Raw genomic sequence first — 26509 nt, forward strand, 5'->3', positions numbered from 1 at the left:
CATGTTCTCGCAGGACCTCATCGCCCAGCTCGCGGACGAACTGCAGGCCAGCGAACAATTGCGCGTGCAGCTCGAGCACTTCAGCAAGCGCTTCCCCGGCATGACCATCGAAGACGGCTATGCCATCTCGCGTGCCTGGGTGGCCAGGAAGATCGCCGCTGGTCGCGTCAAGCGCGGCCACAAGATCGGCCTGACCTCGCGTGCCATGCAGCTGTCCAGCCAGATCGACGAACCCGACTACGGCACCTTGCTGGACGACATGTTCTTTGAGCCCGGCGACATCCCGTTCACGCGCTTCATCGCACCGCGGGTCGAGGTCGAACTCGCCTTCATCCTCAAGAAGAAAATCGAGGGCACGCACATCACGGTCCAACAGGTGCTGGACGCCACCGACTACGTGCAGCCGGCCATCGAGATCATCGATGCGCGCATCGAGCAGTTCGACCGCCACACCAAGGTGATGCGCAAGGTCTACGACACCATCAGCGACAACGCCGCCAACGCCGGCATCGTGCTCGGTGGCCGCAAAGTGGGGCCGCGCGAAGTCGACCTGCCCTGGGTCGGCGCCATCCTGCGGCAAAACGGCGTGGTCGAAGAGACCGGCCTGGCCGCCGGCGTGCAAGGCCACCCCGCCATCGGCGTGGCCTGGCTGGCCATGAAGCTGGCGCCCTGGGGCGAATGCCTGGAGGCCGGCGAGGTGGTGCTGGCCGGCTCCTTCACCCGGCCCGCCATCGCCAGGCAGGGCGATGTGTTCGACGCCGACTATGGCCCGCTGGGCCGCTTCGAGTTCAAGTTCGTCTAAAGGAAAAACGCCATGCAGACTCCCGTCAACCCCTTCAAGCAGGCCCTGGCCGACAAGCGCGCGCAGATCGGCCTGTGGGTCGGCCTGGCCGACCACTACACGACCGAGATCTGCGCCGGCGCCGGTTTCGACTGGCTGCTGCTCGACGGCGAGCATTCGCCCAACGACCTGCGCACCCTGCTGCAGCAGGCCCAGGTGGTGGCGGCCTACCCGGCCTCGCACGCCATCGCGCGCGTGCCCATGGGCCACGGCAACGTCGGCCAGATGCTGCTCAAGCAGTACCTGGACTTGGGGCTACAGACCCTGCTCGTGCCCATGGTGGACACGGCCGACCAGGCGCGCAACATCGTGCGCGACATGCGCTACCCGCCCGACGGCGTGCGCGGCATGGGCGGCGCACGCGGCTCGCGCTGGGGCCGCTACCCCAACTACGCGAAAGAGGCGAACGAGCAGATCTGCCTGCTGGTGCAGGCCGAGTCGCAGCTGGCGCTGGACAACATCGAGGCCATCGCCGCGGTCGATGGCGTGCACGGCATCTTCATCGGCCCGGCCGACCTCTCGGCCTCGCTGGGCTACGCCGGCAACTCCGGCCATCCCGAGGTGCAGAAGGTCATCGACGAGACGATCAAGCGCATCGTCAATACCGGCAAGGCCGCCGGCATCCTCACACCCGATGAAGCCTTGGCCCGCCACTACCTGGAACTGGGCGCGACCTTTGTCGCCGTCGGCCTGGACAACAACCTGCTGGCCCGCGCCACCACAGCCCTGGCCGCCAAGTTCAAGAGCGGAGTGACGCTCACATCGCAGCAAGGCAAGACGTATTGACCCCACGCGGCTGCGCGTCGAATCCTGATACCTTCCCGGTTCCGCATTTTTTCAACAAAACGGAGACAAACCAAATGAGCATTTCACGTCGCAACGTTCTGCAGTCCGCCGGTGCTTCCGCCCTGCTGGCCGGCATCGGCCAATCGGTCTGGGCCCAGGCCCAGGCCCCGCTGGAGAACGCCAAGCTGATCACCGGCTTCGCCGCCGGCGGCACCTCGGACACCCTGTGCCGCCGCGTCGCCACCCGCCTGCAGCCCGACTACGCCAAGGCCGTGGTGGTGGAAAACAAGACCGGCGCCGGCGGCCAGATCGCCGTCACCACGGTCAAGGCCGCCGCGCCGGACGGCGCCACCATCCTGCAGACGCCCACCTCCATCCTCACCATCTACCCGCACATCTACAAGAAGCTGCCGTATGACCCGCTGGTGGACCTGACGCCGCTGAGCGTGGCCTGCGTGTTCGACTTCGGCTTCGCCGTCGGCCCCATGGTGCCCGCGAGCGTGAAGACCGTGCCCGAGTTCCTGGCCTGGGCCAAGGCCAATCCGCTGGGCGCCAACTTCGGCTCGCCGGCAGCCGGCTCCACGCCCCACTTCATCGGCGCCCTGCTGGGCAAGAATGCCGGTGTCGACCTCAAGCACGCGGCCTACCGCGGCACCCAGCCGGCCATGCTGGACCTGCTGGGCGGCAACATCGCCGCCGTGTCGGGCCCGATCGGCGACCTGACCCAGCACCTGCCCACCGGAAAGATCCGCATCCTGGGCGTGTCCGGCGCCAAGCGCAACCGCTTCGCCCCCGACGTGCCGACCTATGAAGAACAGGGCATCAAGAACGCCACCCACAGCGAGTGGTTCGCCTTCCTGCTGCCGCCCAACACGCCGGCGCCCATCGTCGCGCGCCTGAACGCCGCCATGAAGAACGCACTGGCGCAAAAGGACGTGATCGACGGCCTGGCCGGCTTCGGGCTGGAAGCCCAGTCGTCCACCCCGGCCGAACTGACCGAGCTGCTCAAGAAGGACATGGCCAAGTGGGCCCCCATCGTCAAGCAGGTCGGCTTCACCGCCGAGGCATAGGCCCACCGCCGAAGGAGTTGCCCATGAACGCCGTCCTCAAATCCAGCATGCATCCCGACGAGTGGAAGGCGCGGCTGGAACTGGCCGCCTGCTACCGCGTGTTCGCGATGCTGGGCTGGACCGAGATGATCTACAACCACATCACGGTGCGGCTGCCGGGCAGCGTGAGCGGTGGTCAAAAGCAATTCCTCATCAACCCCTTCGGCCTGCACTACAGCGAGGTGACGGCCAGCAACCTGCTCAAGATCGACGTCCAGGGCAACAAGCTGGACGCCAACCCCTGGCCGGTGAATCCGGCCGGCTTCACCGTGCACGCGGCCATCCACGAAGGCCTGGCCGGCGCGCACTGCGTCATGCACACCCACACCACGGCCGGCCTGGCCGTGGCCTGCACCCAGGGCGGCCTGGCGCAGAACAATTTCTACTCGGCCCAGCTGCACGGTCTGGTGGCCTACCATGACTTCGAGGGCATCACCATCCATGCCGACGAGGCGCCGCGGCTGTTGAAGAACATAGCCGACAAGCCGGTGGTGATCCTGCGCAACCACGGCCTGCTGTCCTGGGCCAGCACCTTGCCGCTGGCCTTGGTGCGCCTGTGGACCCTGCAGCGCGCCTGCGAGGTCCAGGTGGCGCAGGCGGCCATGGGCCCCGCCATCGCCGTGCCCGAGGCCGTGGCCCGAAAGACCACGCACGACTCCTTCCAGTTCGACGCCCAGTTCGGCGCCGGCCAGGACGTCTTCGACGCCCTGGTGCGGCAGGTCGACAAGCTCGACGACAGCTACAAAAACTAGAGCGCCCGAGGTCCATTTCACGGGGGCCAGAGGCCAATTCACCAATGAAAACTTGCATTTACGGAGCCGGCGCCATCGGCGGCTGGCTGGGCGTCCGGCTGGCCCAGGTGGGCAATGAAGTCAGCGTGGTGGCGCGCGGCGCGACGCTGCAGGCCTTGCAGGAACACGGCCTGCGCCTGCAAAGCGGTGAACAGACTGTCTCGGTGCCGGTGCGCGCCAGCGCCGACCCCGCGCAGCTGGGTGTGCAGGACCTTGTGGTCGTCGCCGTCAAGGCGCCGGCGATGGCCGAGGTCGCCAAGGCCATCGCACCGCTGATCGGCCCGGACACCATGGTGCTGACCGCCATGAACGGCGTGCCCTGGTGGTTCTTCGAGGGCTTCGGCGACAAGTACGCCGGCACGCGGCTCAAGGCTGTCGATCCCGAAGGAGCGATCGCCCGCGCCATTGCCGCGAAACACATCATCGGCTGCGTGGTCCACGCCAGCTGTTCGCTGATCAGCCCCGGCTTCGTCAAGCAGCACTTCGGCAACAAGCTGATCATTGGGGAGCCCTCGGGCGAGCAGAGCGGCCGCGTGCAACGCCTGGCCGCCTTGCTGCACAAGGCCGGCCTGGAGGTGGTGCTGTCCGAGCAGATCCAGAAGGACGCCTGGTTCAAGCTCTGGGGCAATATGACGGTCAACCCGGTCAGCGCCATGACCGGCGCCACCACCGACCTGATCCTGGACGACGACCTGGTGCGCAGCTTCATCTCCAGCGTGATGTTGGAAGCGCGCGAGATCGGGGCGCGCATCGGCATCCCCATCGAGCAGCAGCCGGAGGACCGGCACCAGCTCACGCGCAAGCTCGGCGCCTTCAAGACCTCGATGCTGCAGGACGTGGAAGCCGGCAAGCCGGTGGAGCTGGATGCTCTTGTCACCGTCGTCAAGGAGCTGGGCGAGCTGACCGGCGTGCCCACGCCCTTCACCGATGCCTTGCTGGGCCTGTCCCGCCTGCACGCACGCGTGCGCGGTCTGTACTAGATGGCAGACAGCAAAGCCATCAGCGGCACGGCCTTCGCCACCCTGCTGCTGATCGCCCTGATGATGGGCGCCAACCATGTGGCGGCGCGCATCGCCTTCAACAACGGCGTGGATGTCGCGACGGCCGTGGTCTTTCGCAGCGCGGTCACGGCCGGCGTCATCGTGCTGATCCTGGTCTCGCAGGGCGTGCGGCCGCAGTTCACGGCGCGCCACAAGCGCATGTTGCCGCTGATCGGCCTGCTGATCGGCATCCAGAGCCTGTGCCTGTATTCAGCGGTGGCGCGGCTGCCTGTGGCCCTGGCCCTGCTGGCCTTCAACACCTACCCGATCTGGACCGCCCTGGGGTCCTTCGTGGTCTACCGGCACAAGCCCGAGAAGGCCATGCTGCTGGCCATGCCAGTGATCCTGGCCGGCCTGGCGCTGGCGCTGGACGTGTTCGGCGCCGCCTCGGGCCTGGGCGCCTCGGGCCAGTGGGCGCGCATCGGCGCCGGCGTGGCCTTCGCGCTGGCGGCGGCCGCCACCTTCGGCCTGGCCCTGGTCATCACCCAGCACGAGGCCGGCGACGTGGATGGCCGGGTGCGCACCGCCACCACCATGGCCACCGCCGGCGTCATCGCCCTGATCACCGTCGGTCTGCAGGGAGGCTTTCATCTGCCGCAAGCCGCGGCCGGCTGGGGCGGCCTGGCGGCCCTGACCTTTCTGTACGGCACGGCCTTCACCATCATGTTCACCGTGCTGCCGCGCCTGGGCGTGGTCGGCAACTCCGCCATCATGAATGTGGAGCCGGTGTTTGCGCTGGTGCTGGCCTGGCTGGTGCTGGGCCAGTCGATTGCGCCGGTGCAGGTGGTCGGCGCCCTGGTCGTTGTCGGCGCCGTGATGGCGCTGGGGATGCGCAAGCGTTAGCGGCCTCAGCGGCTGCTGGCCGCGCTGGAGAAGCGGATGGCCTTGATCGCCTGCGGCAGCGAATCGGCCGAGGGGATGAAGTGGTCGATGGTCGCGCCCAACAGGACGGCGCAGGCCAGGGCGCCCAGCAACGGCTTCCAGGTCAGGCGCACAGCGGCCGTCAACCAACCCTCGCGCGCGACACGGTTGACAGTGCGCGACGCCACATAGGTGAACGACAGTTCCACCGCCACAGCCAGCAACGCCTCCCAGCCGAAGTACAACAGGAGCAGGGAACCCGCGCCGAACAGCAAGGCCAGGCCCACCAGGAACACCGCCACCACCGGAACCACAACGACCGCGCCTTCGTCGGAGCCGGCGGCCACTTCCAGCGCCCCTGTGGCCAGATCGGCCGCCGCATCCCCGCCGGAGAAATCGGCCGAAGCCCCGCCGCCACCGAAATCGCCACCGCCGCCGGACTGCATGGGGGGCGGCTCGACACGCGCCGGGCTCCCGCCGCCTCCGCCATTGAAGGACAGGTCGGGCCCGTCCCAACTGCCTTCTTCCTTGCGCAGCAAGGCACTGGCCCACAGACGCAGGACCAGCAGGTAGACCAGGTAACCGATGCCCAGGGTGACGCAGTAGCGCAGGGCCAGCGAGCCGGACCCCAGCAGCATCTGCAGATGGGAGGCCGCCCACATCGTGCCCAGCACGATGGCGCCGATGCACCAGCCATGCAGCCACAGGGTATGGCGCTCCCGCAGCCCACGTTCGACGCCGGTTTCCCAGAGGCGGACCGAGCGCCAGTTCGACAGGTTCTTCAATGCGCGACCGACTTTGAAAAGATGTTGATCACCGCCACGCCGGCGACGATCAGGACCATGCCAGCGATGGCCGGGCCGTCCAGGGCCTGGCCGAAGACCAGCCAGCCGATCAGGCCGATCAAGGCGATGCCCGCGCCCGACCAGACGGCGTAGACCACACCCACTGGCAGGGTGCGCAGGGTGATGGACAGGCAGTAGAAGGCGACACCGTAGCCCAGCACCACGACCACCGAGGGCCACAGGCGCGTGAATTCGTTCGAGGCCTTGAGCGCCGAAGTGGCGATGACCTCGGCCACGATGGCCACGGCCAGGATCAACCAGTGCATGGCGACCTCCTTCAGTCCACCACGACCGGCACGCGCTGGGCCAGCGCGCACATCAGCTCGTAGCCCACGGTGCCGGCGGCGGCGGCGATCTCGTCGATGGACAGCAGCGCGCCGCTGCCGGCGCGCCCCCACAGCGTCACCTCGCTGCCCAGGCCGGCCTCGGGCAGGGCCGTGAGGTCCACCGTCAGCATGTCCATGCTGACCCGCGCCACCAGGCGCGTGCGCACGCCGTCGACCAGAACCGGCGTGCCCGTCGTGCAATGGCGCGGATAGCCGTCGGCATAGCCGCAGGCCACCACGCCGATGCGTGCCGGGGCGTCGGCGGTGAAACTCGATCCGTAACCCACGCTGTCGCCGGGCGCCAGCTCTTGCACGCCGATGATCTTGCTGACCAGGCTCATGGCCGGCTGCAGCTGCCAGCCGCCAGCGTCCTGCTCGGGGTAATCGGGCGCGCTGCCATAGACGGCGATGCCGGGCCGCACCCAGTCGGCGCGCACCGCGGCGTCCTGGCCGAAGCGCAAGCTCGCGGCGCTGTTGCCCACGCTGCGCTCGCCCGGCAGGTCGCGTGTGATCTCCTCGAACACCTGCATCTGCTGCGCGATGCCCTTGGGGCCGTCGGCGTCGCTGAAATGCGTCATCAGCGAGATCTCGTCGATCTGCGGCAGGACGTTGAGCCGGGTCCAGGCCGCGCGAAAGCGCTGCGGCGCGAAGCCCAGGCGGTTCATGCCCGAGTTCATCTTCAGGAAGACCCGGTGCGGCTGGTGGGTCTTGTGGGTGGCCAGCATGTCGATCTGCTCGCTGCAATGCACGACATGCCACAGGTTCAGGCGCGAGCACAGCTCCAGATCGCGCGCCTCGAACACGCCCTCGAGCAGCAGGATGGGGCCGCGCCAGCCCAGGGCGCGCACGCGCTGCGCCTCCTCCAGGTCCAGCAGGGCGAAGCCGTCGGCGCCGCGCAGGCCTTCGAACACCCTCTCAATGCCGTGGCCATAGGCATTGGCCTTGACCACGCCCCAGACCTTGGCGTCGGGCGCCGCGCTGCGCACCCGCGCCAGGTTGTGGCGCAGGGCCTCGGTGTGGATGGTGGCCAGGATGGGGCGGGGCATGGCGGGCTCGTCAAGCGGGAAGGTGTGTGGATTTTGGCATTACCCCGCGTGATATAAACCTCTGTCGTTTGGAGATTGACAGAATATCGAAGGGCATCAGCCCACCTGATGCCCCACACAAAGCCCCATCAATGAAGCGTGGCTTCTACACCATCATGTCGGCGCAGTTCTTCTCGTCGCTGGCCGACAACGCGTTGTTCATCGCCGCGGTGGAACTGCTCAAAGTAGGCAAGGCGCCGACCTGGCAGGCGGCAGCGCTGGTGCCCATGTTCGCGCTGTTCTATGTGGTGCTGGCGCCCTTCGTGGGCGCCCTGGCCGATGCGCTGCCCAAGGGGCGCGTGATGTTCCTGAGCAACGCCATCAAGGTCGTGGGCTGCCTGATGATGCTGTTCGGCGCGCACCCGCTGCTGGCCTACGCCGTCGTCGGCCTGGGCGCGGCGGCCTATTCGCCGGCCAAGTACGGCATCCTCACCGAGCTGCTGCCGGCCTCGCAGCTGGTCAAGGCCAACGGCTGGATCGAGGGCCTGACCATCGCCTCCATCATCCTGGGCATCCTGATGGGCGGCCAGCTGGTGGGCCAGGCCGTCGCCAGCCGCATGCTGGCGCTGGACTTCCCGGTCTTCGACACCGGCATCGACACCGCCCCCGAGGCCGCGATCTTCCTGCTGATCTTCCTGTACATGCTGGCCGCGTGGTTCAACACGCGCATCCCGCACACCGGCGTGGAGATGCGCCCGATGCCGCGCAACCTGCTGGAGCTGGTCCCCGATTTCTGGACCTGCAACTCGCGCCTGTGGCGCGACAAGCTGGGCCAGATCTCGCTGTCCACCACCACGCTGATCTGGGGCGTCACCGGCAACCTGCGCTACATCATGCTGGCCTGGAGCGCCGCTGCGCTGGGCTACAGCACGACCCAGGCCTCGGCCCTCAGCGGCGTGGTCGCGCTGGGCACGGCCGTCGGTGCCGTCGTCGCCTCCATGAAGATGCGCCTGGACCGTGCAACCAGCGTCATCCCGCTGGGCATCATGTCGGGCCTGCTGATCATCGCGATGATCTTCATCAGCAACGTCTGGGTCGCCATTCCCTTCCTGATCTTCATGGGTGGCCTGGTGGGCTTCCTGGTGGTGCCGATGAACGCCCTGCTGCAGCACCGCGGCCATAACCTGATGGGCGCGGGCCGCTCCATCGCCGTGCAGAACTTCAACGAGCAGGCCTGCATCCTGGGCCTGGGCGCGTTCTACAGCCTGTCCACCGGCATGGGCCTGTCGTCCTTCGGCGCCATCGCCTCCTTCGGCTTCCTGATCGCCGGCGTGATGTGGCTGATCCACCGCTGGCACCGCAGCAATCTGGTCAAGCACAAGGAAGAAGTCGACCACCTGCTGCAGGTGGCGCGGCACGACACCTCCCATTGATGGGCGCGCCGGCCCTGGCCGCGCTGGCCCTGATGTTCAACGCCTTCGTCTGGGGCGTGTCCTGGTGGCCCTTCCGCGATCTGCAGGAGCGCGGCCTGCACCCGCTGTGGTCCACCGCCCTGATCTACCTGTTCTCCCTGGCCTGCCTGCTGCTGGCGCGGCCGCGCGCCTGGCAGGGCTTCACCCGCAATCCCCTGCTGTGGCTGCTGGTGGCGGCGGCCGGCATGACCAACGTCGGCTTCAACTGGGCGGTCACGGTGGGCGACGTCGTGCGCGTGGTGCTGCTGTTCTATCTGATGCCGGCCTGGAGCGTGCTGCTGGCCTGGCCGCTGCTGGGCGAAAAACCCACGGCCGCGCGGCTGGCAAGGCTGGCCCTGGCGCTGGCCGGCGTGGCCGTGGTGCTCAAGACGCCGGGCACGCCCTGGCCGCTGCCCGAGAGCCTGGCCGACTGGCTGGCCCTGCTGGGCGGTGCCAGCTTCGCCCTGACCAACATCCTGCTGCGCAAACTGGGCGATGTGCCGGCGCCCACCCGCATCCTGGGCATGTTCGGCGGCGGTGCCCTGCTGGCACTGGCCGCCGGCGCGCTGGGCATGGCGCAGGGCACGGTCACAGCCCCGGTCAACCTGCCGCCGGCGGGCCTGGCCGTGGCCATGGCGCTGGCCCTGTGCTTTCTGCTGGGCAACATCGCCTTGCAGTACGGCGCGGCCCGGCTGCCGGCCCACACCACCTCCCTGGTCATGCTGTCGGAAGTGGTGTTTGCCAGCGTCTCCTCGGTGGCCCTGGCCGCGGCCGAACTCAGCGCCCGCACCCTGGCCGGTGGCGCGCTGATCCTGGCGGCAGCCGCCTGGTCGGCCTGGCCCGGCGCAAAATCGCAACCCGCCTGAAAGAGAACCACCATGACCACCATCTACGATTTCGAAGCCCGTGACATCACGGGCGCCAGTGTGTCGCTGGCGCAGTACAAGGGCCAGGTGCTGCTGGTCGTCAACACCGCCAGCGCCTGCGGCTTCACGCCGCAGTTCGCCGGCCTGGAGCAGTTGCACAAGACCTACGGCGGCAAGGGCCTGGCGGTGCTGGGCTTTCCCTGCAACCAGTTCGGCAGCCAGGACCCGGGCAGCAACGACGAGATCGCCTCCTTCTGCCAGCTCAACTACGGTGTGAGCTTCCCCATGATGGGCAAGATCGACGTCAAAGGCGATGGCGCCGACCCGCTGTACAAGTGGCTCACTGGCGAGGCGCCCGGCCTGCTGGGCACCAAGGCCATCAAGTGGAACTTCACCAAGTTCCTGGTGGGCAAGGACGGCGCCGTGCTGCGCCGCTATGCGCCGCTGGACAAGCCCGAAGGCCTGGCCGCCGACATCGAGGCCGCACTCGCCGCCTGATTAAATGGCCCCCACGCTCCGCTTCGCTGCGCTGCCCCCCGAGGGGGCTTCAGTCGCCTTGGGGCGGCCCAGCGGCGACTGAGGCAGGCCGAATAGCGGCCGCAGCCAGCGCACGCGCCGCACCAGCGCGGTGATGGCCCAGCAGCCAGCCACCGTGCCCGCCACCAGCAGGGCCGGCTCCAGCCAGGGCCCCAGGGACAGCGGCGCCAGCCAGACCGCCAGCACGATGATCAGCGTCTGGTGCAGCATGTACCAGGGGTAGACCGAGTCGTTGGCCCAGGCCAGCCAGGGCCAGGGGCGGTTGAGCTTGTGGTGGGCCCAGCCCAGGATGGCCAGCAGGGCCGCCCACAGGTAAGCGTCGGCAGCGACGCGGGCGAACACGCGCCAGGGCGCCGGCAACATCGCGCGCAAACCGAAGTGCAAGGCCAGCAATCCCACAGCCACAGCCAGCGCCATCCAGCGCAGCCGTGTGGCCTCGGCCCACCAGCCACTGTCCGTGCCCAGCCACCAGCCGTACAGAAACAGCGTGAAGTAAACCGCGTGCAGCCAGCCGTCACCGATGAGATCGTGGGTGGGCGGAAAGTGCGGCCACAGCAGCAGCGACCAGGCGATCAGCGGCAGCACCGGCAGCAGCAGCAGGCGCGCGCCGCGCAGGCCCAGGAAAGCCCGGCGCAGCCGGGCGCCGGCGGCCGACTGCAAGAGCGGCAACGCCAGCAACAACACGGCGGTGTAGAGCCAGAGGTAGGGCAGATACCACAGGTGGTTCCAGGTGACGCCGATGTCGGCGCCGTCGAAGGCCTTGGCCGGCCAGGGCCCGCCCGTGAAGTAGCGCAGCAGGAAGACGCCGAAGCCCGGCGCGATCAGGCCGTTGGCCACGCCCTGGGCATAGGCCTGGTAGGGCACCAGCACCGCCATGCCGAAAGCCAGCGGCAGCAGCAGGCGCCAGCTGCGTTGCCGCAGCAGCGCGCCGGCGCCCTGGCCACGCTGCACAAAGCCCAGGGCCAGGCCGGAGATGAGGAAGACCAGGTCCATGCGCCAGAGGTTGAGCCCGCGCATCGGCCATTGCAGCCAGGCCGCCGCGTGCGGACTCTTGATGTGCCAGGACCAGTCGGCCACGTAGTACATGGCGGCGTGGTACAGGATGACCAGGCCAAAGGCCAGGGCGCGCAGGGCATCGATGTCGTGACGGCGTTGCATGGAAGGCTCCCAAAGCTCAGGGCCGGCGCAGTCTGGATGCCGCCAGCGCCGCCCGCCAGCGGAATGGGACGGCGCGTGGCCAGCTGGGGACGAGCGGTGGCCGCGTGGGACGAAAAACAGCCGCGAGCGCCTAGACTCCTGGCCCATGACCCCCGCAAGCACCTGGTTCGAGCGCTACCAGCCCTGGCGGCGCCGGGCCGAGATCGGCTTCTGGCTGCTGGTGCTGGCCCTGCAGGTGCTGGCCAACAGCATCACGACCTGGATCGACCTGCGCAACGCGCCGTACTGGCAGCCCCTGCTGTGGGAGGTGTCGAGCAACCTGGTGATAGCCCTGCTGATCCCGCTGCTCTTTGCCTTCGAGCGCCGCTTCCCCTTGCGCTGGGGCCTGCTGCGGCGCCACCTGCCCTGGCACCTGGCAGGTACGCTGGTGTTCTGCGCCCTGCACCTGCTGGGCATGATGGGCCTGCGCCAGCTGGTCTATGCCGCCATGGACACGCCCTATCCCATCGGCCCCTGGAGCCAGGTGTTCGGCTACGAGTACCTGAAAGACCTGCGCAGCTACGTGCTGATCCTGGCGGCCGTCATCGGCTACCGCCTGCTCCTGCTGCGCCTGCAGGGCGAAGCACGGATGCTCGATGCGCCGGAGCCGCCGCCGGGCGCCGCACCGGCCGCCGCGGCCGGCCGGCCCGAGCGCTTCCTGGTGCGCAAGCTGCGCAAGGAGTTCCTGATCGCCGCCGGCGAGATCGAATGGCTGCAGGCCCAGGGCAACTATGTCGGCCTGCACGTCAACGGCCACGACTATCTGCTGCGCTCCACCCTGGCGGACTTCCTGCTGCAGCTGGACCCGGCGCGCTTTGTCCGTGTGCACCGCAGCTACGCGGTCAACCTGGACCGGGTGGCGGAGATCGAGCCGCTGGACGGCGGCGACGCGAAACTGCGCATGAAGGATGGCAGCCAGGTGCCTTGCAGCCGGCGCTACCGCGATGCGCTGGTACCCAAGCCTTAATTTGCCCAGCCCTGGGCTTTCGACCACTCCTGGTCCAGGCGGGCCAGGTCGGCCAGGGTGCGGCCGGGCTCGTCGCGGAAGCGCTCGTCCAGGCGCCGCACGTAGCTGACGCGGTCCACGCGGAAACTGCGGAAGTCTTCGCGGTGCTCGCACCAGGCGGCCAGGGTCCAGACCTTGCCCCAGTAGAAGCAGCCCAGCGGCCGCAAGGTGCGCTCGCTGTCCTTCTCGCTCAGGTCGCGGTAGTTGATGAAGATCTTGCGCCGCTCCTGCACCGCCTCGCGCAGGGTCTGCAAGGTGCGCTGGGCCGGCTCGGACAGGCCGCCCGAGGGCGCGTACAAGGGCAGGGCTTCTGCCGCCACCCGCGCCTCGGTGGGCAGCACCGACAGGATCTTGCCCAGCGCGTCCTGCGCGTTCTGCGCCAGGGCCGTGTCCATCCAGACCTGGGCCATCCGCACCGACGCCACCAATGCCTTGGCCTCGTCCTGGGTGAACATCATGGGCGGCAGGTCGAAGCCCGCGCCCAGGCGGTAGCCCACGCCGGCCTCGCCTTGCAGCGGCACGCCCTGCACCTGCAGGTCGGCCACGTCGCGGTAGATGGTGCGCTCCGACACTTCCAGCCGCTGCGCCAGGTAGGAGGCCGTGGTCAACCGGCGTCCGCGGATCAGCTGGATGATGTGGAAGAGGCGGTCGGCGCGGCGCATGAGGGACCTTACTGTGCCCACCGCCTCCTGACAAGGTCCTGTCAGGAGCCAGGGACGCCCTGCAGAGCTTCGTCCAGCACCTCGACCCAGTGCCGCACCGGCGTTTCCGTGCCGCTTTGCAAGTGGCTGATGCAGCCGATGTTGGCCGACAGGATGGCCTGGGGCGCCAGTTGCGCCAGGTGGCCGAGTTTGCGGTCGCGCAGCTGCTGCGCGATCTGCGGCTGCAGCACGGAGTAAGTGCCGGCCGAGCCGCAGCACAGATGCGATTCACCGGCCAGCTGCAGCGTGAAGCCCAGGTCGCCCAGGTGCTGCTCGACACCGCCACGCAGCTGCTGGCCGTGCTGCAGCGTGCAAGGCGGATGGAAGGCGAAGACGCCGCCCTGTGCGCGGACCTTGCCGCGCAATGCCGGCACCAGCTCGGGCAAGAGTTCGCTCAGGTCGCGTGTCAGCTCGCTGATGCGTTCGGCCCTGGCCGCATAAGCCGGATCGTGGCGCAGCAGATGGCCGTACTCCTTGACCGTGACGCCGCAGCCCGAGGCGTTCATGACGATGGCCTCGACCCCGCCGCCGTCCACCAGCGGCCACCAGGCATCGATGTTGGCGCGCATCTGGTCCTTGCCGCCCTCCTGGTCGTTGAGGTGGAACTTGACGGCGCCGCAGCAGCCGGCGGCCGGCGCGACCACGGCCTGAATGCCTGCGGCATCGAGCACACGCGCCGTCGCGCTGTTGATGTTGGGCGCCATGGCGGGCTGCACGCAGCCGGCCAGCAGCAGCATCTTGCGCGGGTGCTGGCGCAGCGGCCAGGCGCCGGCGTCGCGTGCCACAGGCACCTTGTTCTTCAAGGCCTGCGGCAGCAGGCCACGCACTGCCTGGCCCATCTTCATCGCCGGCGCGAACAGCGGCGATGTCAGGCCCTCCTTGAGCGTCCAGCGCAGGGCGCGCGCACCCACGCTGCGCGGCACCTTGTCCTCGACGATCTTGCGGCCGATGTCGACCAGGCGGCCGTACTGCACGCCGCTGGGGCAGGTGGTCTCGCAGTTGCGGCAAGTCAGGCAGCGGTCCAGGTGCAGCTGGGTTTCCTGCGTGGGCTGCTGGCCTTCCAGCACCTGCTTGACCAGGTAGATGCGGCCGCGCGGGCCATCGAGCTCGTCGCCCAGCAACTGGTAGGTCGGGCAGGTGGCGGTGCAAAAGCCGCAGTGCACGCACTTGCGCAGGATGGCCTCGGCCTCCTGGCCCTCGGCCGTGTTCTTGAATTCGGGTGCGAGGTTGGTCTGCATCAGTAGCTCGCGAACAGCCGGCCGCGGTTGAAGATGCCGGCCGGGTCGAACTGGCGTTTCAGTTCGCGCTGGATCCGGTCCAGGGGCGGCTTTGGAGGATCAAAACGGGCTGTAGCTCCCGGCGGATGGACCTGAGAAGCTATGAAAAGCGTAGCACTGCCACCCACTTTGGCCGCTGCTTCACGCAAGGCCTGCGCCTGGCCAGGCTCGGCGCGGACCCAGCGCTGGCCGCCGTGCCACTCGATCAGCGGCGCATCGGGCAGTTGCAGCACGGGCGCGGTCTGCGGCAGCGACAGGCGCCAGAGTTCGCGCTCGCCACGCTCCAGGAACCAGGGCAGCCGCTGGTCGCGGCACAGCGTCCAGTCGGGCGCGACCACCGCGCTGTCCTGGCGCTCGCCGCCCAGGCTCTTGCAAGCCGATTCCACCGCTGCCACCGCGCCGCGCAGGCGCAGGTACAGCGTGCCCACGCCGCCATCATGGACCCAGCAGCTGGCGTTGAGCGGCAGCGGCCGGCCGCCCCAGGCGTTGAGGCTGTCCAGCGCGCGTTGCTGGTCCATCTCGAACTTCAGCGTGGCCTCGGCCGGCGCCACCCCCAACACCTTGAGGCTGACTTCGGTGATCAGGCCCAGCGTGCCCAGCGCGCCGGCCATCAGGCGCGAGACGTCGTAGCCCGCCACGTTCTTCATCACCTGGCCGCCGAAGCTCAGAAGCTCGCCGCTGCCACCCAGCAAAGTGAGCCCCAGCACGTAGTCGCGCACCGAGCCCACGCTGGCGCGCGCCGGCCCGGACAGGCCGGCCGCCACCATGCCTGCGACGGTGGCGCCGCCGCCGAAATGCGGCGGCTCGAAGGGCAGGCACTGGCCGTGGGCGGCGAGCAAGGTCTCGAGTTCGGCCAGCGGCGTGCCGGCGCGCACGGTGACCACCAGCTCGCTGGGCTCATAGCTCGTGACGCCGGCCAGGGCGCGGGTGTCCAGCAGCTCGCCGACCGGCGGCTCACCGTAAAAGTCCTTGCTGCCACCGCCGCGGATGCGCAGCGGCGTGCCACTGGCGGCGGCGGCCTGGACGCGCTCGGTGATGGCGTGCAGGGCTTGTTGGGCGGAATCCATGCGGCGATGGTAAGGCCGGCTTCACGCCGGCCCGGCTGATCTTTTTGGCGTCAGTCGCTGAAGAAATTCACCGGCAGGCCCGGCACCTCCATCCGCATGCTGATCACGTGGCCGGACAGGGGCAGGGCCTGCAGCTCCGCCGCGCTGCGGCCGTGGCTGGCGCTGGTGACATAGAGCGTGCGCAGGTCATCACCGCCAAAGCAGGGCATGGTGGGGCAGCGCAGTGGCAGCGCGATCTCGGCCAGCAGCGCGCCGGCGGGCGAGAGCTTGCACAGCCGGCCGCCCTCGAACATGGCGCACCAGTAGTTGCCGTCGCGGTCCACCGCCGCGCCATCGGGCCTGCCGCCATAGCCCGCGTCGCCTGGCTGCCAGCCCACCGGCTTGCCTGCGAACTGGCGCAGCACGCGCTTGTTGGCCAGGTTGCAGCTGGCGGCATCCCAGTCCCAGGCATGGACCACATGGCCGGGCGTGTCGCTCCAGTACAGGCTGCGCGCATCGGGCGACCAGGCCAGGCCATTGGCAATGATGGCGTCGTCCAGCTGCTCGCGCACCAGGGGCTGGCCACCCTCCCCGTTGTCGGGGCGGCAGTCGATGCTGAACAAGGAAGCCAGGCGCTTGTCGCGCGGCTCGTACATGGTGCCGGCCCACAACCGGCCCAGTGGGTCGGCCTTGCCGTCGTTGAAGCGGGTGGTGGCGCCGTCGTGGTCGAAGGGCACGGTCTGCAGCAGCTCGCCGCCCCAGTGCGTCGCCCGGTAGATGCCGTCGCGCAGCGCGATCACCAGGCCGCCGCTGCGCGCCGGTGCGATGCAGCCCGGCTCCGAAGGCATGGCCCAACTCTGCACGGCGCCGCCGCGGCCGTCGCAGCGTCGCAGCTGCCGGCCCGGGATGTCGACCCAGTACAGCAGGCGCTCCTGCGGCTGCCAGAACGGCGACTCGCCCAGGCCGTCGGGCGCTTGGCTCACTGGCTGCCAATCGCTCATTGCGCATGCTCCACGTCGATGTTCATCCAGGCGCTGAGTGTCTCGCCCGGCTGCAGAACGATCAGGCCCACCTTGGCAGCATCGGCACCGCCGGCCACCAGGTTGACCGCGTTGTTGACGTGGCTGACAGGCTCGATGGCGACGTACTCGCGCGCGCCGTGGGTGAACACCACCAGGCGCTCCAGGCTGGAGCTGATACGGGTGCGCAGCAGTTCGTCGCGCAGCTCCACGGCGCCGCTCCAGCCGTCGAAGCAGTGGTCCACATCCAGGAAGGCGCAGTCGCTGTCCAGGCCCAGCGCCGGCCGGTGCACCGTGGGCAGTTTGTCCTCGCCCATCTCCCAACGGCCGGCGGCGCGAAAGGCAATGTGGCTGCGCTCGCGCTTGACGAAGTGGGGATGCCAGCCCAGGCCGGCGGGCGCCGGGCCGCTCGCCTGGTTGGTCAGCGACAGCGTCAGCTCCAGGGTGTTGCCCTTCAGGCGCAAGGTCTGCGAGCAGTCGAAGGCAAAGGGCCAGGCGGGGTCGGCCGGGTGCTCGTAGGCCAGCATGGCAAACGGCCCCTCGCACTCGAGCACCTCCCAGGGCCGCTGCCAGCCGACGCCGTGGATGGCGTGCGGCTCGGCGCCGTTGTTGCGCACCAGCGGATGCTGCGTGCCCTGCCACAGCAGGGTGGCCTCGCCGATGCGGTTGGAAAAAGGCACGAGCGGATAGCAGCCGGCCTGGCGCGCCGACACCAGTTGCGCTGCCGGCGCCGCGTGCAGCACCGGCACACCGTCCAGCCACAGGCCGGCGATGCAGCCGCCCAGATGGGGTGCGATCTCGCATGCCAGCGCACCTGCCTGCAATCGGACCATGGACTTGCCTCCTGGCGCGATTGTGCACCGCGGCGGTCCATAAAAAAGGCCCGCCGGAGCCGAAGCTCGAGCGGGCCAACATCCAAAGGAGACTCTTGCATGCAGTGCCGGGGCCCAGGGGCCACGGCACACGCGGGGGATCAGCGGTTGTAGGCGGTTTCGCCGTGGCTGCTGATGTCCAGACCTTCGCGCTCTTCCTCTTCGGAGACGCGCAGGCCGATCACGAGGTCGACGATCTTGAAGGCGATGAAAGCCACCACCGCGGACCAGATCACCGTGGTCAGCACGCCCTGGAACTGGATCCAGACCTGGGCGCCGATGCCAGGGAAGTCGGCCACGTCGCCGCACTTGTTGGTGACGTAGTTGCAGATGCCGGTGCCGCCCAGCGAGGGCGAGGCAAACACGCCCGTCAGCAGGGCACCCAGGATGCCGCCGACGCCGTGCACGCCGAACACGTCCAGCGAGTCGTCCGCGCCCAGCATGCGCTTGAGGCCATTGACACCCCACAGGCAGACGAAGCCGGCGACCAGGCCGATGACCAGGGCGCCCATCGGGCCGACGAAGCCGCAAGCCGGGGTGATGGCCACCAGGCCAGCGACGGCACCAGAGGCAGCACCGAGCATCGAGGCCTTGCCCTTGGACAGGGCCTCACCGGCGATCCAGGCCAGCGTGGCGGCAGCCGTGGCCACCAGGGTGTTGAGGAAGGCCAGGGCGGCGACGCCATTGGCTTCCAGGTTGGAGCCGGCGTTGAAGCCGAACCAGCCCACCCACAGCAGCGAGGCACCGACCATGGTCAGGGTCAGGCTGTGCGGCGTCAGCGATTCCTTGCCGTAGCCGATGCGCTTGCCCACCACATAGGCGCCCACCAGGCCAGCGACACCGGCGTTGATGTGCACCACAGTGCCGCCCGCGAAGTCCAGCGCGCCCTTGGCCCAGAGCCAGCCGGCGTTGGCCGTGACCGTCTCCAGCGTCTTGGCGTCGGTGATCGCGTCCGGGCCGTCCCAGTACCAGACCATGTGAGCGATCGGCAGGTAGCTGAAGGTGAACCAGATCACCGCGAACAGCAGCACGGCCGAGAACTTGATGCGCTCGGCGAAGGCGCCGACGATCAGCGCGCAGGTGATGGCGGCGAAGGTGGCCTGGAAGGCAACGAAGCTCAGTTCCGGAATGACGACACCCTTGCTGAAGGTGGCGGCGACCGAGTCCGGCGTGATGCCCTTGAGGAAGATCTTGTCGAAGCTTCCCATGAACGGGTTGCCGGCGGTGAAGGCCACGCTGTAACCGTAGATGATCCACAGCACGTAGATCAGCGCGCTGACCACGAAGACCTGCATCAGCACCGACAGCATGTTCTTGCTGCGCACCAGGCCGCCGTAGAACAGCGCCAGGCCGGGGATGGTCATCAGGATCACCAGCAGGGTGGACACCGTCATCCAGGCCGTGTCTCCCTTGTTGGGCACGGGGGCCGGCGCGGCGGCAGCGGGGGCTGCCGGGGCGGCGGCTGCTGCGGCAGCGGCCGGCGCGGCAGCAGGAGCCGCCGGGGCGGCCTCCGATGCGGCGGCGGCGGGCGCCGAAGCGGCAGGCGCCTGCGCCATCACGGCGACGGAGCCGGTCAACAGGCCCAGGCCAAGGGCCAGGGATGCGAGAAGCTTTTTCATTGGTCGTCTCTTTTCTTGTGGTGGCTTAGAGGGCGTCCTTGCCGGTCTCACCGGTGCGGATGCGAACAACCTGCTCGAGGTTGTAGACGAAGATCTTGCCGTCGCCGATCTTGCCCGTGCGGGCGGCGGATTCAACCGCCTCGATCACGCGGTCGACCAGGTCATCGGCCACGGCGGCTTCGATCTTCACCTTGGGCAGGAAGTCGACCACGTATTCCGCGCCGCGGTACAGCTCGGTGTGGCCCTTCTGGCGGCCGAAGCCCTTGACTTCGGTGACGGTGATGCCTTGCACCCCGATGCCCGAGAGGGCTTCGCGCACCTCATCGAGCTTGAAGGGTTTGATGATGGCTGTGACGAGTTTCATCTCTTCTCCTTTGGACTGGCTTCGGTGCTTCAGAAGGCGTAGGTGTACTTCACGCCCAGCACGGCCGTGGCCTTGCCCAGGTCCTTGCCGTTGGGGGCGATGTAGGTCTTGGTGTCGGTGTCGACATAGGCCAGCGAGGCGGAGAAGCCGTTGCCGAAGTCCTTGTTCAGCGTCAGCGACCAATCGGTGTAGCTGAAGGCGTCATTGCTCTTGACCTTCTGGTAGCCCACGTGCGGCACGAAGGCCAGACCCCAGACGCCGGTGTCGAAGGTGGCGTTCAGATCAACGTAGTAGCTGCCGTCGCTGTCGGAAAAGCCGAACAGGTTGGTCACGGCATGCGAGTACTTCAGCGTGACCGGACCCCAGGTGCCGGCGGCATAGATCTCGGTCGTGTCGGGATTGACGCCCATGGTGGAACCGGGGTACAGATAGCGCAACGCGCCCAGGTCGAAGGCAAAGTCGCCGGAGCTGAACTTGTAGCCGCCGTAGATGTCGACTTCGGCGCTGGTATCGCCGCCGCCGTCCTTGATCCACTTGATCGACGAAGCCCAGGTGCCGATGTAGAAGCCGCTCTTGTGGGCAACGTCAGCGCCGCCCTGGATGGCGGGCTTGCCGCGCGACTGCGAGATGCCGCGGTAGCGGTAGTCAGTCACGCCGCCCACGTTGAGCGAAGACGTGAAGTCGGGTTCGGGGGCCTTGGCTTGGGCCAGGACGGCGCCCGACATCACCAGGGTGGACAACAGCACGGTCGCTTTCAACTTCATGGGTCTTCTCCGTTTTAAGTAGGTAGAGGAAATGGAAATGGCGGAGCGTCTAAGCAGGAGGCGTGCCAAATGTCACAAACATCGGCGCCATGGTGCACGGCACGGCCTGGACCAGCGTTGAACAGGCCTGCCGGCGTCCGAAAACCCGGATTTGCACCTTTGTGGTGCGATCTTGTTCTTTTTTTGGCACCAAGCCCTGTCATGCACACAAGTGGGGAGGGAGTTTGCGATGAACTTGTCCTTGGTGCAAAGCCGCGCCCTGCTGGGCTTGCAGGCCGCCAGCGTCACTGTCGAGGTGCATCTGGCCAACGGCCTGCCCAGTTTCACCCTGGTCGGCCTGGCCGAGGTGGAAGTCAAGGAAGCGCGCGAGCGGGTGCGCTCGGCGCTGCAGACTTGCGGCCTGGAGTTTCCCCACAACAAGCGCATCACGGTCAACCTGGCACCGGCCGACCTGCCCAAGGACTCGGGCCGCTTTGACCTGCCCATCGCGCTGGGCATCCTGGCGGCCAGCGGCCAGATCGAGGCGGCCCGGCTGGCGGGCTGGGAGTTTGCCGGCGAGCTGTCGCTGTCGGGCGAGCTACGCCCGGTGCGCGGCGCCCTGGCCATGAGCCTGGCCTTGCACATGGACGGCGTGGCCGCCCAGCTGGTGCTGCCGCCGGGCAGCGCCGAAGAAGCGGCGCTGGTGCCCGACGCCCGGGTCTGGCGGGCCCGCCACCTGCTGGATGTGGTGCGGCAGTTCCTGCCAGGCTCTGCGCAGGCGCAGCAGGAGCCGGGCGCAGGCTGGGCCCGGATGGAAGCAGTCCCGCCCGGCACGGCACCCGCGCTGGCGGACCTGTCGGACGTCAAGGGCCAGGCCGGCGCCAAGCGGGCGCTGGAAATCGCCGCTGCCGGTGGCCACTCTCTGCTGCTGACCGGTCCGCCAGGCGCCGGCAAGTCCATGTTGGCGCAGCGCTTCGCCGGCCTGTTGCCGCCGATGACGGTGGCCGAGGCCCTGCAAAGCGCTGCCATCGCCAGCCTGGCCGGCCAGTTCACGCTGGCGCGCTGGGCCCAGCGCCCGACCTGCGCGCCGCACCATTCGGCCAGCTCCGTGGCCCTGGTGGGCGGCGGCTCGCCGCCGCGGCCGGGCGAGATCTCGCTGGCCCACCACGGCGTGCTCTTTCTGGACGAGCCACACTTTAGGTAGTACGTGCCTGTATGTCTATTCGCCTACCTAAGCGATTGGGAGCGAGCAAGCGTTAGCTCACCAAGGTAGCACGGGATGAAGGCGTGCCTCATTCCGCTAGTCTGACGAGAGCGATTCCATTGCAGGACGCAACTGAGAAGAGCCGGAAAGATAAGGGATTGCGGGTCTCTAGCGCGGGAGGCCATCAATCTGACTGTTACTGGCGTGCCGGATGCGATGCTATTTCGAAGCCTTGGGTTCGCGGTGTCCGGAGAATTCCTTTCGGACACGGACCTCGATGGCGCGCACTAACTCTACGACAGTCACGTTCAGGGCCGTGGCCAACCCAAAAAGTACCGTAAATGATGGCTGCGTAGCGGCTATCTCAATCTTGCCTACGAAGGTTCTGTTGAGGCCTGCACGGTGAGCGAGTTCTTCCTGGCTAATCCCTAACGTTGAACGCCTGGACTTGATCTCGGCCGCAAGGGCTTGGATCAGTTTGGCGTCGGCAGGCTTTCGCATCCGCCGACTTTGGATTCGACGCCCTCTTTATGCACCCGCTTTTATGGTACAAAGTGAATGTTCTACCTTACCCGCCATGCTCAGCAGCCTTCGACCCAGCGAACCCACGGACTTGACTGAACTTTCGGTTTTTCTGCGCCAGACAAAGCGGCAGGCTGCATTGCCGGCATCCCTTCCTGAGCCATTTCTTTTGTCGGTTGCGCGCGACCTTCGAAATTTTGAGAAAGAGCAGGAGAGGGATGAGGCCTTCAGTGAGGATTCGAATCACCTTGCGGCACCGCTTATGCTGGTCTTCAGTCTGATGTTAAGCGCCTCACGCCGGAAGCAAACCTCCGAGGAGCTTCTGATCAATGAGTCGAACGTGCTCGCCTCACTCCGCGTCTACCAGTGGGCGGTGGAGCGGGAAATCGTCACGCGCATTACGGGCATTAACGGTGAAAACGACGAACACATACTGCTCGACGCTCTACGCGCCGCACCGGAACACTAAAGCATTTCTCGAATGCCCATAGATGTGCGCCAATCACGCGAGCAATTGAAGGGGCACCTCCAGGGAGTGGCGCTGTTGGGGGTACGTCGCCTTACCCTATGTCCTCAACTGCTCCAGCCCTATGGCAATGCATCCGCATGAAGATGGAAGCCGCGGGCTGTATGAGTAAGCCCAATTGACACGGTGTCTTCCGTAAATTCTGGATCAGGAGTTGAAATGAATACCCTCCCTGACGAAGCAATCACGCAAGCCATCCAGAACATTGGCATGCTGGCCGTGCAAAGAATCCAGCAAGAACTAGTTGAGGGCATGCGAAATGGGGAGCCTCGCGGCTATGTAGCGCTTCGTAGATTACTCAAGCAACTAGATGACATCGCGAGTCGGACGGAGGGGGCCTAGGTCTGCTTTTGGCGGCGGAAGCGGACACTGCCGTTCTAACGCCACCGGACTTACTTTTTCTGTGCGGACGCCTGCGCCTGACTAAGCAACCGCTCCGCCTCCCGCAGCTCGTGATCCACTTTTTTGCCTTCCGCCTGTGCCAACCTCTTGTCTTGCGCTGAAATGGCAAGGCGGCTCAAAACACTAACGACAGCAGCCTGCCTGTCGGTGGCGGATTTCAATCGGGCAGGGGCGCGGCTCTCGCGGGCGTATGGCAGCTAGCCTACGCACCAATCAGCACCACGGCAGCGATTAGGGCGAAGAATCCAGCAACCCCCAATTTGAGCCGCATTCGGATCTGTGCGGCCCGCGCCTCATGCTGCTCCGCACGCTGAAGGGCATCCAGCGCCTCGTGCACTGCGGCCGCCGGCACGCCAACCTGCTGCTGGTCCACAGATCAGCCTTTGCCGACCTTGTCCCCGGTGCACTTCTTGACGTGCGAGGTGGCTGCAGCGCCTGCGAGCTTTTTGTCCTTGGCCGATGCTTCGCATGCGGCCTGGGCATCGGCAGTGCATTTCTTGATGTGCGATGTCTTCGCGGCACCGGCTAGCTTCTTGTCTGCCGCCGAGGCCTCGCAGGTCATGTCTTGGGCGAATGCTCCACCAGCAAAGCAGGCGGTCAGGATGGCCAGGGCAAGAGTCTTCTTCATGTTGGTTCTCCGTTCAGCGCACGTCGCGCCCACCAATTCCACCACGGCAGCTGCCCGGCCACAATGCCGACATGTGCAATCTGTACGAGTCCACCCCGCGCGACAAGATCAACATGCGCCACCTGGTGAAGCTGCCGGAGAAGCCCTACCCCGGCACCATCGCACCGCTCAAGCCGGGCCCGTTCGTGAAGGCCGACGGCGCCAGCGACGTGGGCCAATGGGGCCTGATCCCGGACGGTTCGCCCAGCCAGCGGCCCACGCGCACGGTGCGCACCGCCGGCGTCGCCAAGCTGGCCCCGATGTCGACCAACAACACCAGGCAGGACAAGCTGACCCACCGATTTTCCATCGCGGCGCCGATCTGGGCCCGCGGTCAGCGGTGCTTGATCCCGGCCGACACCTTCCAGGAGCCGTACTGGGGGCCGCTGGAGTCGCCCTTTGCGAAGTCCATTGCGCGACACTTCCGGCGCGCTGATGGCCAGCCCTGGGCCCTGGCCGGCATCTGGAACGACTGGACCGATCCGGAGACCGGCGAGGTGGTGGGCAGCTATTCCATGATCACCCAGAACTGCGACACGCACCTGTTGCTGCGGCTGATGCACCGACCAGAGGTCGATCCGAAGACCAAGGCGATCCTCCCGGCCGACCAGCAGGACAAGCGCGCCGTGGTGCCGTTGGAGGAAAAAGACTGGGACGCCTGGCTGCACGGCATCCCGGAGCAGGCGATGGCGCTGATCCATCTGCCGGCGCTGGAAGTCTTCTTGGATAGTCCGACCGATCCAGAGAAACAGGTGGCTCTGCTGCTGTAGCGCCGCGCACCCCGCAAGGCTGCCGTGTAAAACCGGCGCGGGGTTGCGGAGTGTACTGTATGCTTTAACAGTGTTCAAGCAGGAGCAGACGCTGTGCATTCCCAACTCCCCCTTATCCATGATCCGGTCGCCATCGCGGCCCTGCCTGCGGTGCCGCCGGACACCCGCCTCTACATCGTCGAACTGCGCGGCGCGCCGGAGATGTTCGCCGCCCGGCGCACCGCCCTGCAGGAGCAGTTCCGCGCTGCCATGAACGAGCGGCTGGGCGGCGAAGCCCACGCAGCCACAGCGCTGCACGCGCTCAACGACGGCGGCGAGCTGGAGGAAGGCCCGCACTGGCATGTTGTGGAGCCCGAGGTGATGGCGACCATGGCCGCGCTGCTGCCGCCAGGCGCGCACTTCCTCTGCTCGCTGAACTGGTCCCGGGTTTTCGGGCAATCCGCCAAGCCTCCCTACGAGGTGGCACTGGTCGACGCGGGCGGCCTGTCCACAGGCCAGCGCATCGCAGCTGAGACCCGCTTTGCCGACGCCATCGAGCGCGCGCTGGGCGGCCCCGACGAAGTGGCCCAGACCTACAAGGCTTGGCAGGCCCTGAGCGAATGCAGTCCGGAGGAGCTGAACCCGGCCACCGTACAGCTTGGCAACCGCTGGCCGCGGGCGGCCGACGTCGCCAACAAGGCGGGCTTCGACAAGCTGGGCGAGTTCGCCGGCGCCTATTTCGAGGTGCGCCTGCTGCGCGGGTGACGGCGTGGGCAATGCAGAGACGCGGTTGGCCTACCGCCCCGACGGTGTACCTATCCCTCAGCCGGCCCACCGGGTGCTGTGGCAGGTCTACCTGCTCCGAGATGGCGGCGAGAAAATGCCCAAGGGCATGGCGGCCTACCAGCCCAAGGTCGGCACGTTGGCGTTTTGGCGCTCACCCGATGCGCCGCACCAGCTCAATGCGAAGCTGTGGGACCCTTCAGGCTTCCCAGCGCTCGAAGCTCTAGACGACGTGCGGGTGGCGCCCAGCCCGCGCGCCGGCGGCCTCCTGCTGCATGGCCAGGTGCTCAGCGTGAAGTCAGGCCGTGCCACCCCGGTGCCGCAGGCCTGGTGGTGTGTTGTGCACGCGCTGCGGCCCGTTGGCGTTAAACCCGGATGACGCTCCGGCTGAGCATCCTGACTCTGGTCCTGCTGGCTTGCAGCGGCGCTGGCGCGCGAATCGAGCGCAGCCAAGCCGAGGTCCGGGCATTCCGTGCCCAGGAAGCGTGCCCTGCCACCGGCCGCACACGCGGCGCTTGTCCAGGGTGGCAGGTCGATCACAGCGTCCCACTATGCGCTGGAGGCCCGGACCACCGCAGCAATATGGCTTGGCTGACGGTGGAGGACCACCGATTCAAGACGCTCGTGGACCTGCGCGAATGCCGAAAGCTGCGAGCTATGGCGGCGCGACCAGCCCGTTAGCAGCCGGCATAGTTCTTCCGACCACTTTTGGTGATGGTGTACGTGCCACCCCTAGAGCCCGTGTAGCAAGTCGGGCCGCCCGCACTGGGGGTCGGTGCATCGGCCTTCTTGGCGGAGCTGTTATCGCCGCCCTGCGACGCACCACTACCTCGGTGGCAGTGATAGTCACCAGTCTTCTTTTTCGTATGGCATCCGCTCGAATCCAGGCCGCCACCGTGGGCAAACGCCAAAGATCCCCATATCGCCAGCAGCACTGCGCAGATCGAATATCGCATTTGGGTCTCCAATCCGCGCGTAAAGATCTGGCTATTGCCGCTGCCAAACACCAGGTCACCTTCCCAGTGCCCTGGCGCAGCCCTGTCTTCCACCGTCGGGTGTCGTTGTAGTAAGTCCTTTGCCTTCTGGGCATTCAACACTCCTTCTGCTCTCGCAGTTTTAGTGTGTTGCATCGACCGGTTGAATCCGCCACCCAAAGCAGACATCGGTCGCCGGAGCGCGGCCCCGGGACAGCCCCTTACCGTCGGGTTTCCTTCGAGATTGCTGAGGTAGGCCCAACGCCGCCCAGTGGCCGATGGGGTCTCTGGCGCGCATGTGGCGCAGCCTTGTTCCTGGAAAACGAGAGCACTGCTAGCTGCTTGATGCGTTGAGCGTCA

The 26509-nt window shown here is 67.4% G+C and carries 31 protein-coding genes and 1 pseudogene; 15 read left to right on the forward strand and 17 right to left on the reverse strand.

Going from position 1 to position 26509, the window contains the following annotated elements:
* The first annotated feature begins 1 nt into the window (after position 1).
* The 6 genes from hpaH (at position 2) to Q0632_RS13670 (ending at position 5410) form a co-directional block, all read left to right on the forward strand.
* On the forward strand, positions 2–802 hold the full coding sequence (gene hpaH / locus Q0632_RS13645; RefSeq protein ID WP_298930862.1) for a 2-oxo-hept-4-ene-1,7-dioate hydratase: 801 nt from the start codon (positions 2–4) through the stop codon (positions 800–802).
* Between the two features lie 12 nt (positions 803–814).
* Complete coding sequence (locus Q0632_RS13650; protein ID WP_298930864.1) at positions 815–1627, forward strand: HpcH/HpaI aldolase/citrate lyase family protein; 813 nt, start codon at positions 815–817, stop codon at positions 1625–1627.
* A gap of 74 nt (positions 1628–1701) precedes the next feature.
* Positions 1702–2697, forward strand: a complete 996-nt coding sequence (locus Q0632_RS13655) for a Bug family tripartite tricarboxylate transporter substrate binding protein (protein ID WP_298930867.1) — start codon at positions 1702–1704, stop codon at positions 2695–2697.
* A 23-nt stretch (positions 2698–2720) separates the two neighbouring features.
* On the forward strand, positions 2721–3488 hold the full coding sequence (locus Q0632_RS13660; RefSeq protein WP_298930869.1) for a class II aldolase/adducin family protein: 768 nt from the start codon (positions 2721–2723) through the stop codon (positions 3486–3488).
* Positions 3489–3532: 44 nt separating this feature from the next.
* Complete coding sequence (locus tag Q0632_RS13665) at positions 3533–4507, forward strand: 2-dehydropantoate 2-reductase (RefSeq protein ID WP_298930872.1); 975 nt, start codon at positions 3533–3535, stop codon at positions 4505–4507.
* Positions 4508–5410: a DMT family transporter gene (locus Q0632_RS13670; protein ID WP_298930876.1), complete on the forward strand. Its 903-nt coding sequence runs from the start codon at positions 4508–4510 to the stop codon at positions 5408–5410.
* A 5-nt stretch (positions 5411–5415) separates the two neighbouring features.
* On the opposite strand, the gene Q0632_RS13675 is transcribed toward Q0632_RS13670, so the two are convergent.
* Genes Q0632_RS13675 through alr form a run of 3 tightly spaced genes read right to left on the reverse strand, consistent with a single transcriptional unit; the run spans position 5416 to position 7645 of the window.
* Positions 5416–6213, reverse strand: a complete 798-nt coding sequence (locus Q0632_RS13675) for a hypothetical protein (protein WP_298930879.1) — start codon at positions 6211–6213, stop codon at positions 5416–5418.
* Complete coding sequence (locus Q0632_RS13680) at positions 6210–6539, reverse strand: SMR family transporter (RefSeq protein ID WP_298930882.1); 330 nt, start codon at positions 6537–6539, stop codon at positions 6210–6212. Before Q0632_RS13680 ends, Q0632_RS13675 begins: the two co-directional genes overlap by 4 nt.
* 11 nt (positions 6540–6550) lie before the next feature.
* A complete protein-coding gene (gene alr / locus Q0632_RS13685) occupies positions 6551–7645 on the reverse strand; it encodes an alanine racemase (RefSeq protein ID WP_298930885.1) in 1095 nt (364 codons plus the stop codon).
* Positions 7646–7776: 131 nt separating this feature from the next.
* Here alr and lplT point away from each other — a divergent pair, with 131 nt between their 5' ends.
* From lplT to Q0632_RS13700, 3 genes are read left to right on the forward strand one after another with little or no spacing between them, the layout of a single operon-like run.
* Positions 7777–9057, forward strand: coding sequence for a lysophospholipid transporter LplT (lplT, locus tag Q0632_RS13690; RefSeq protein ID WP_298930888.1), 1281 nt, complete (start codon positions 7777–7779; stop codon positions 9055–9057).
* Positions 9057–9941: a DMT family transporter gene (locus Q0632_RS13695; RefSeq protein WP_298930891.1), complete on the forward strand. Its 885-nt coding sequence runs from the start codon at positions 9057–9059 to the stop codon at positions 9939–9941. Before lplT ends, Q0632_RS13695 begins: the two co-directional genes overlap by 1 nt.
* A gap of 12 nt (positions 9942–9953) precedes the next feature.
* A complete protein-coding gene (locus tag Q0632_RS13700; RefSeq protein ID WP_298930894.1) occupies positions 9954–10439 on the forward strand; it encodes a glutathione peroxidase in 486 nt (161 codons plus the stop codon).
* Here Q0632_RS13700 and Q0632_RS13705 read toward each other — a convergent pair whose 3' ends face one another.
* Positions 10440–11636 (reverse strand): acyltransferase family protein, encoded by a 1197-nt coding sequence (locus tag Q0632_RS13705; RefSeq protein ID WP_298930897.1) that lies wholly within the window; start codon positions 11634–11636, stop codon positions 10440–10442.
* 145 nt (positions 11637–11781) lie between these two features.
* Here Q0632_RS13705 and Q0632_RS13710 point away from each other — a divergent pair, with 145 nt between their 5' ends.
* Positions 11782–12642, forward strand: coding sequence for a LytTR family DNA-binding domain-containing protein (locus tag Q0632_RS13710; RefSeq protein WP_298930900.1), 861 nt, complete (start codon positions 11782–11784; stop codon positions 12640–12642).
* Here the strand turns inward: Q0632_RS13710 and Q0632_RS13715 are convergent.
* The 8 genes from Q0632_RS13715 to Q0632_RS13750 form a co-directional block, all read right to left on the reverse strand.
* A complete protein-coding gene (locus Q0632_RS13715; RefSeq protein WP_298930903.1) occupies positions 12639–13343 on the reverse strand; it encodes a YafY family protein in 705 nt (234 codons plus the stop codon). The two genes, Q0632_RS13710 and Q0632_RS13715, sit on opposite strands and share 4 nt — an antisense overlap.
* Before the next feature lie 41 nt (positions 13344–13384).
* Positions 13385–14620, reverse strand: a complete 1236-nt coding sequence (gene glcF, locus Q0632_RS13720; protein WP_298930906.1) for a glycolate oxidase subunit GlcF — start codon at positions 14618–14620, stop codon at positions 13385–13387.
* A complete protein-coding gene (gene glcE / locus Q0632_RS13725; protein ID WP_298930909.1) occupies positions 14620–15726 on the reverse strand; it encodes a glycolate oxidase subunit GlcE in 1107 nt (368 codons plus the stop codon). Before glcE ends, glcF begins: the two co-directional genes overlap by 1 nt.
* Before the next feature lie 50 nt (positions 15727–15776).
* Complete coding sequence (locus tag Q0632_RS13730; protein WP_298930912.1) at positions 15777–16706, reverse strand: SMP-30/gluconolactonase/LRE family protein; 930 nt, start codon at positions 16704–16706, stop codon at positions 15777–15779.
* The gene (locus tag Q0632_RS13735; protein ID WP_298930915.1) at positions 16703–17557 is read right to left on the reverse strand and encodes an aldose 1-epimerase; all 855 of its coding nucleotides are present in this window, start codon (positions 17555–17557) and stop codon (positions 16703–16705) included. The genes Q0632_RS13730 and Q0632_RS13735 overlap by 4 nt, the downstream gene beginning before the upstream one ends.
* A gap of 140 nt (positions 17558–17697) precedes the next feature.
* A complete protein-coding gene (locus Q0632_RS13740; RefSeq protein ID WP_298930917.1) occupies positions 17698–19215 on the reverse strand; it encodes an ammonium transporter in 1518 nt (505 codons plus the stop codon).
* 25 nt (positions 19216–19240) lie between these two features.
* Positions 19241–19579, reverse strand: coding sequence for a P-II family nitrogen regulator (glnK, locus tag Q0632_RS13745; protein ID WP_298930920.1), 339 nt, complete (start codon positions 19577–19579; stop codon positions 19241–19243).
* Positions 19580–19608: 29 nt separating this feature from the next.
* Entirely contained in the window at positions 19609–20343 is a 735-nt protein-coding gene (locus Q0632_RS13750) for a TorF family putative porin (protein ID WP_298930923.1), read from the reverse strand.
* A gap of 229 nt (positions 20344–20572) precedes the next feature.
* Here Q0632_RS13750 and Q0632_RS13755 point away from each other — a divergent pair.
* Positions 20573–21511, forward strand: a pseudogene (locus Q0632_RS13755) (YifB family Mg chelatase-like AAA ATPase); the annotation flags it as partial.
* 234 nt (positions 21512–21745) lie between these two features.
* Here Q0632_RS13755 and Q0632_RS13760 read toward each other — a convergent pair.
* The gene (locus Q0632_RS13760; RefSeq protein WP_298930926.1) at positions 21746–22027 is read right to left on the reverse strand and encodes a helix-turn-helix transcriptional regulator; all 282 of its coding nucleotides are present in this window, start codon (positions 22025–22027) and stop codon (positions 21746–21748) included.
* A gap of 76 nt (positions 22028–22103) precedes the next feature.
* Between Q0632_RS13760 and Q0632_RS13765 the strand changes: the two genes are divergently transcribed.
* Entirely contained in the window at positions 22104–22517 is a 414-nt protein-coding gene (locus tag Q0632_RS13765) for a hypothetical protein (RefSeq protein ID WP_298930929.1), read from the forward strand.
* Between the two features lie 449 nt (positions 22518–22966).
* Here Q0632_RS13765 and Q0632_RS13770 read toward each other — a convergent pair whose 3' ends face one another.
* From Q0632_RS13770 to Q0632_RS13780, 3 genes are read right to left on the reverse strand one after another with little or no spacing between them, the layout of a single operon-like run.
* Positions 22967–23137, reverse strand: a complete 171-nt coding sequence (locus Q0632_RS13770) for a hypothetical protein (protein WP_298930932.1) — start codon at positions 23135–23137, stop codon at positions 22967–22969.
* 41 nt (positions 23138–23178) lie between these two features.
* Complete coding sequence (locus Q0632_RS13775) at positions 23179–23349, reverse strand: hypothetical protein (protein ID WP_298930935.1); 171 nt, start codon at positions 23347–23349, stop codon at positions 23179–23181.
* Between the two features lie 3 nt (positions 23350–23352).
* Complete coding sequence (locus Q0632_RS13780) at positions 23353–23604, reverse strand: hypothetical protein (protein WP_298930938.1); 252 nt, start codon at positions 23602–23604, stop codon at positions 23353–23355.
* A gap of 71 nt (positions 23605–23675) precedes the next feature.
* Between Q0632_RS13780 and Q0632_RS13785 the strand changes: the two genes are divergently transcribed.
* The 3 genes from Q0632_RS13785 to Q0632_RS13795 all read left to right on the forward strand — a co-directional run bounded on the left by Q0632_RS13785 (position 23676) and on the right by Q0632_RS13795 (position 25554).
* The gene (locus Q0632_RS13785) at positions 23676–24413 is read left to right on the forward strand and encodes an SOS response-associated peptidase family protein (RefSeq protein WP_298930941.1); all 738 of its coding nucleotides are present in this window, start codon (positions 23676–23678) and stop codon (positions 24411–24413) included.
* 93 nt (positions 24414–24506) lie between these two features.
* The gene (locus Q0632_RS13790) at positions 24507–25157 is read left to right on the forward strand and encodes a hypothetical protein (RefSeq protein WP_298930944.1); all 651 of its coding nucleotides are present in this window, start codon (positions 24507–24509) and stop codon (positions 25155–25157) included.
* Positions 25158–25182: 25 nt separating this feature from the next.
* Positions 25183–25554 carry a hypothetical protein gene (locus Q0632_RS13795; RefSeq protein ID WP_298930947.1) on the forward strand — a complete coding sequence of 124 codons (372 nt, stop codon included), beginning with the start codon at positions 25183–25185 and terminating at the stop codon, positions 25552–25554.
* Between the two features lie 298 nt (positions 25555–25852).
* Here the strand turns inward: Q0632_RS13795 and Q0632_RS13800 are convergent, their stop codons facing one another.
* Positions 25853–26131, reverse strand: coding sequence for a YHYH domain-containing protein (locus Q0632_RS13800; RefSeq protein WP_367181200.1), 279 nt, complete (start codon positions 26129–26131; stop codon positions 25853–25855).
* Between the last annotated feature and the right edge of the window lie 378 nt (positions 26132–26509).

Source organism: uncultured Ramlibacter sp. (genome assembly GCF_936925435.1).
Lineage (GTDB): Bacteria > Pseudomonadota > Gammaproteobacteria > Burkholderiales > Burkholderiaceae_C > Ramlibacter.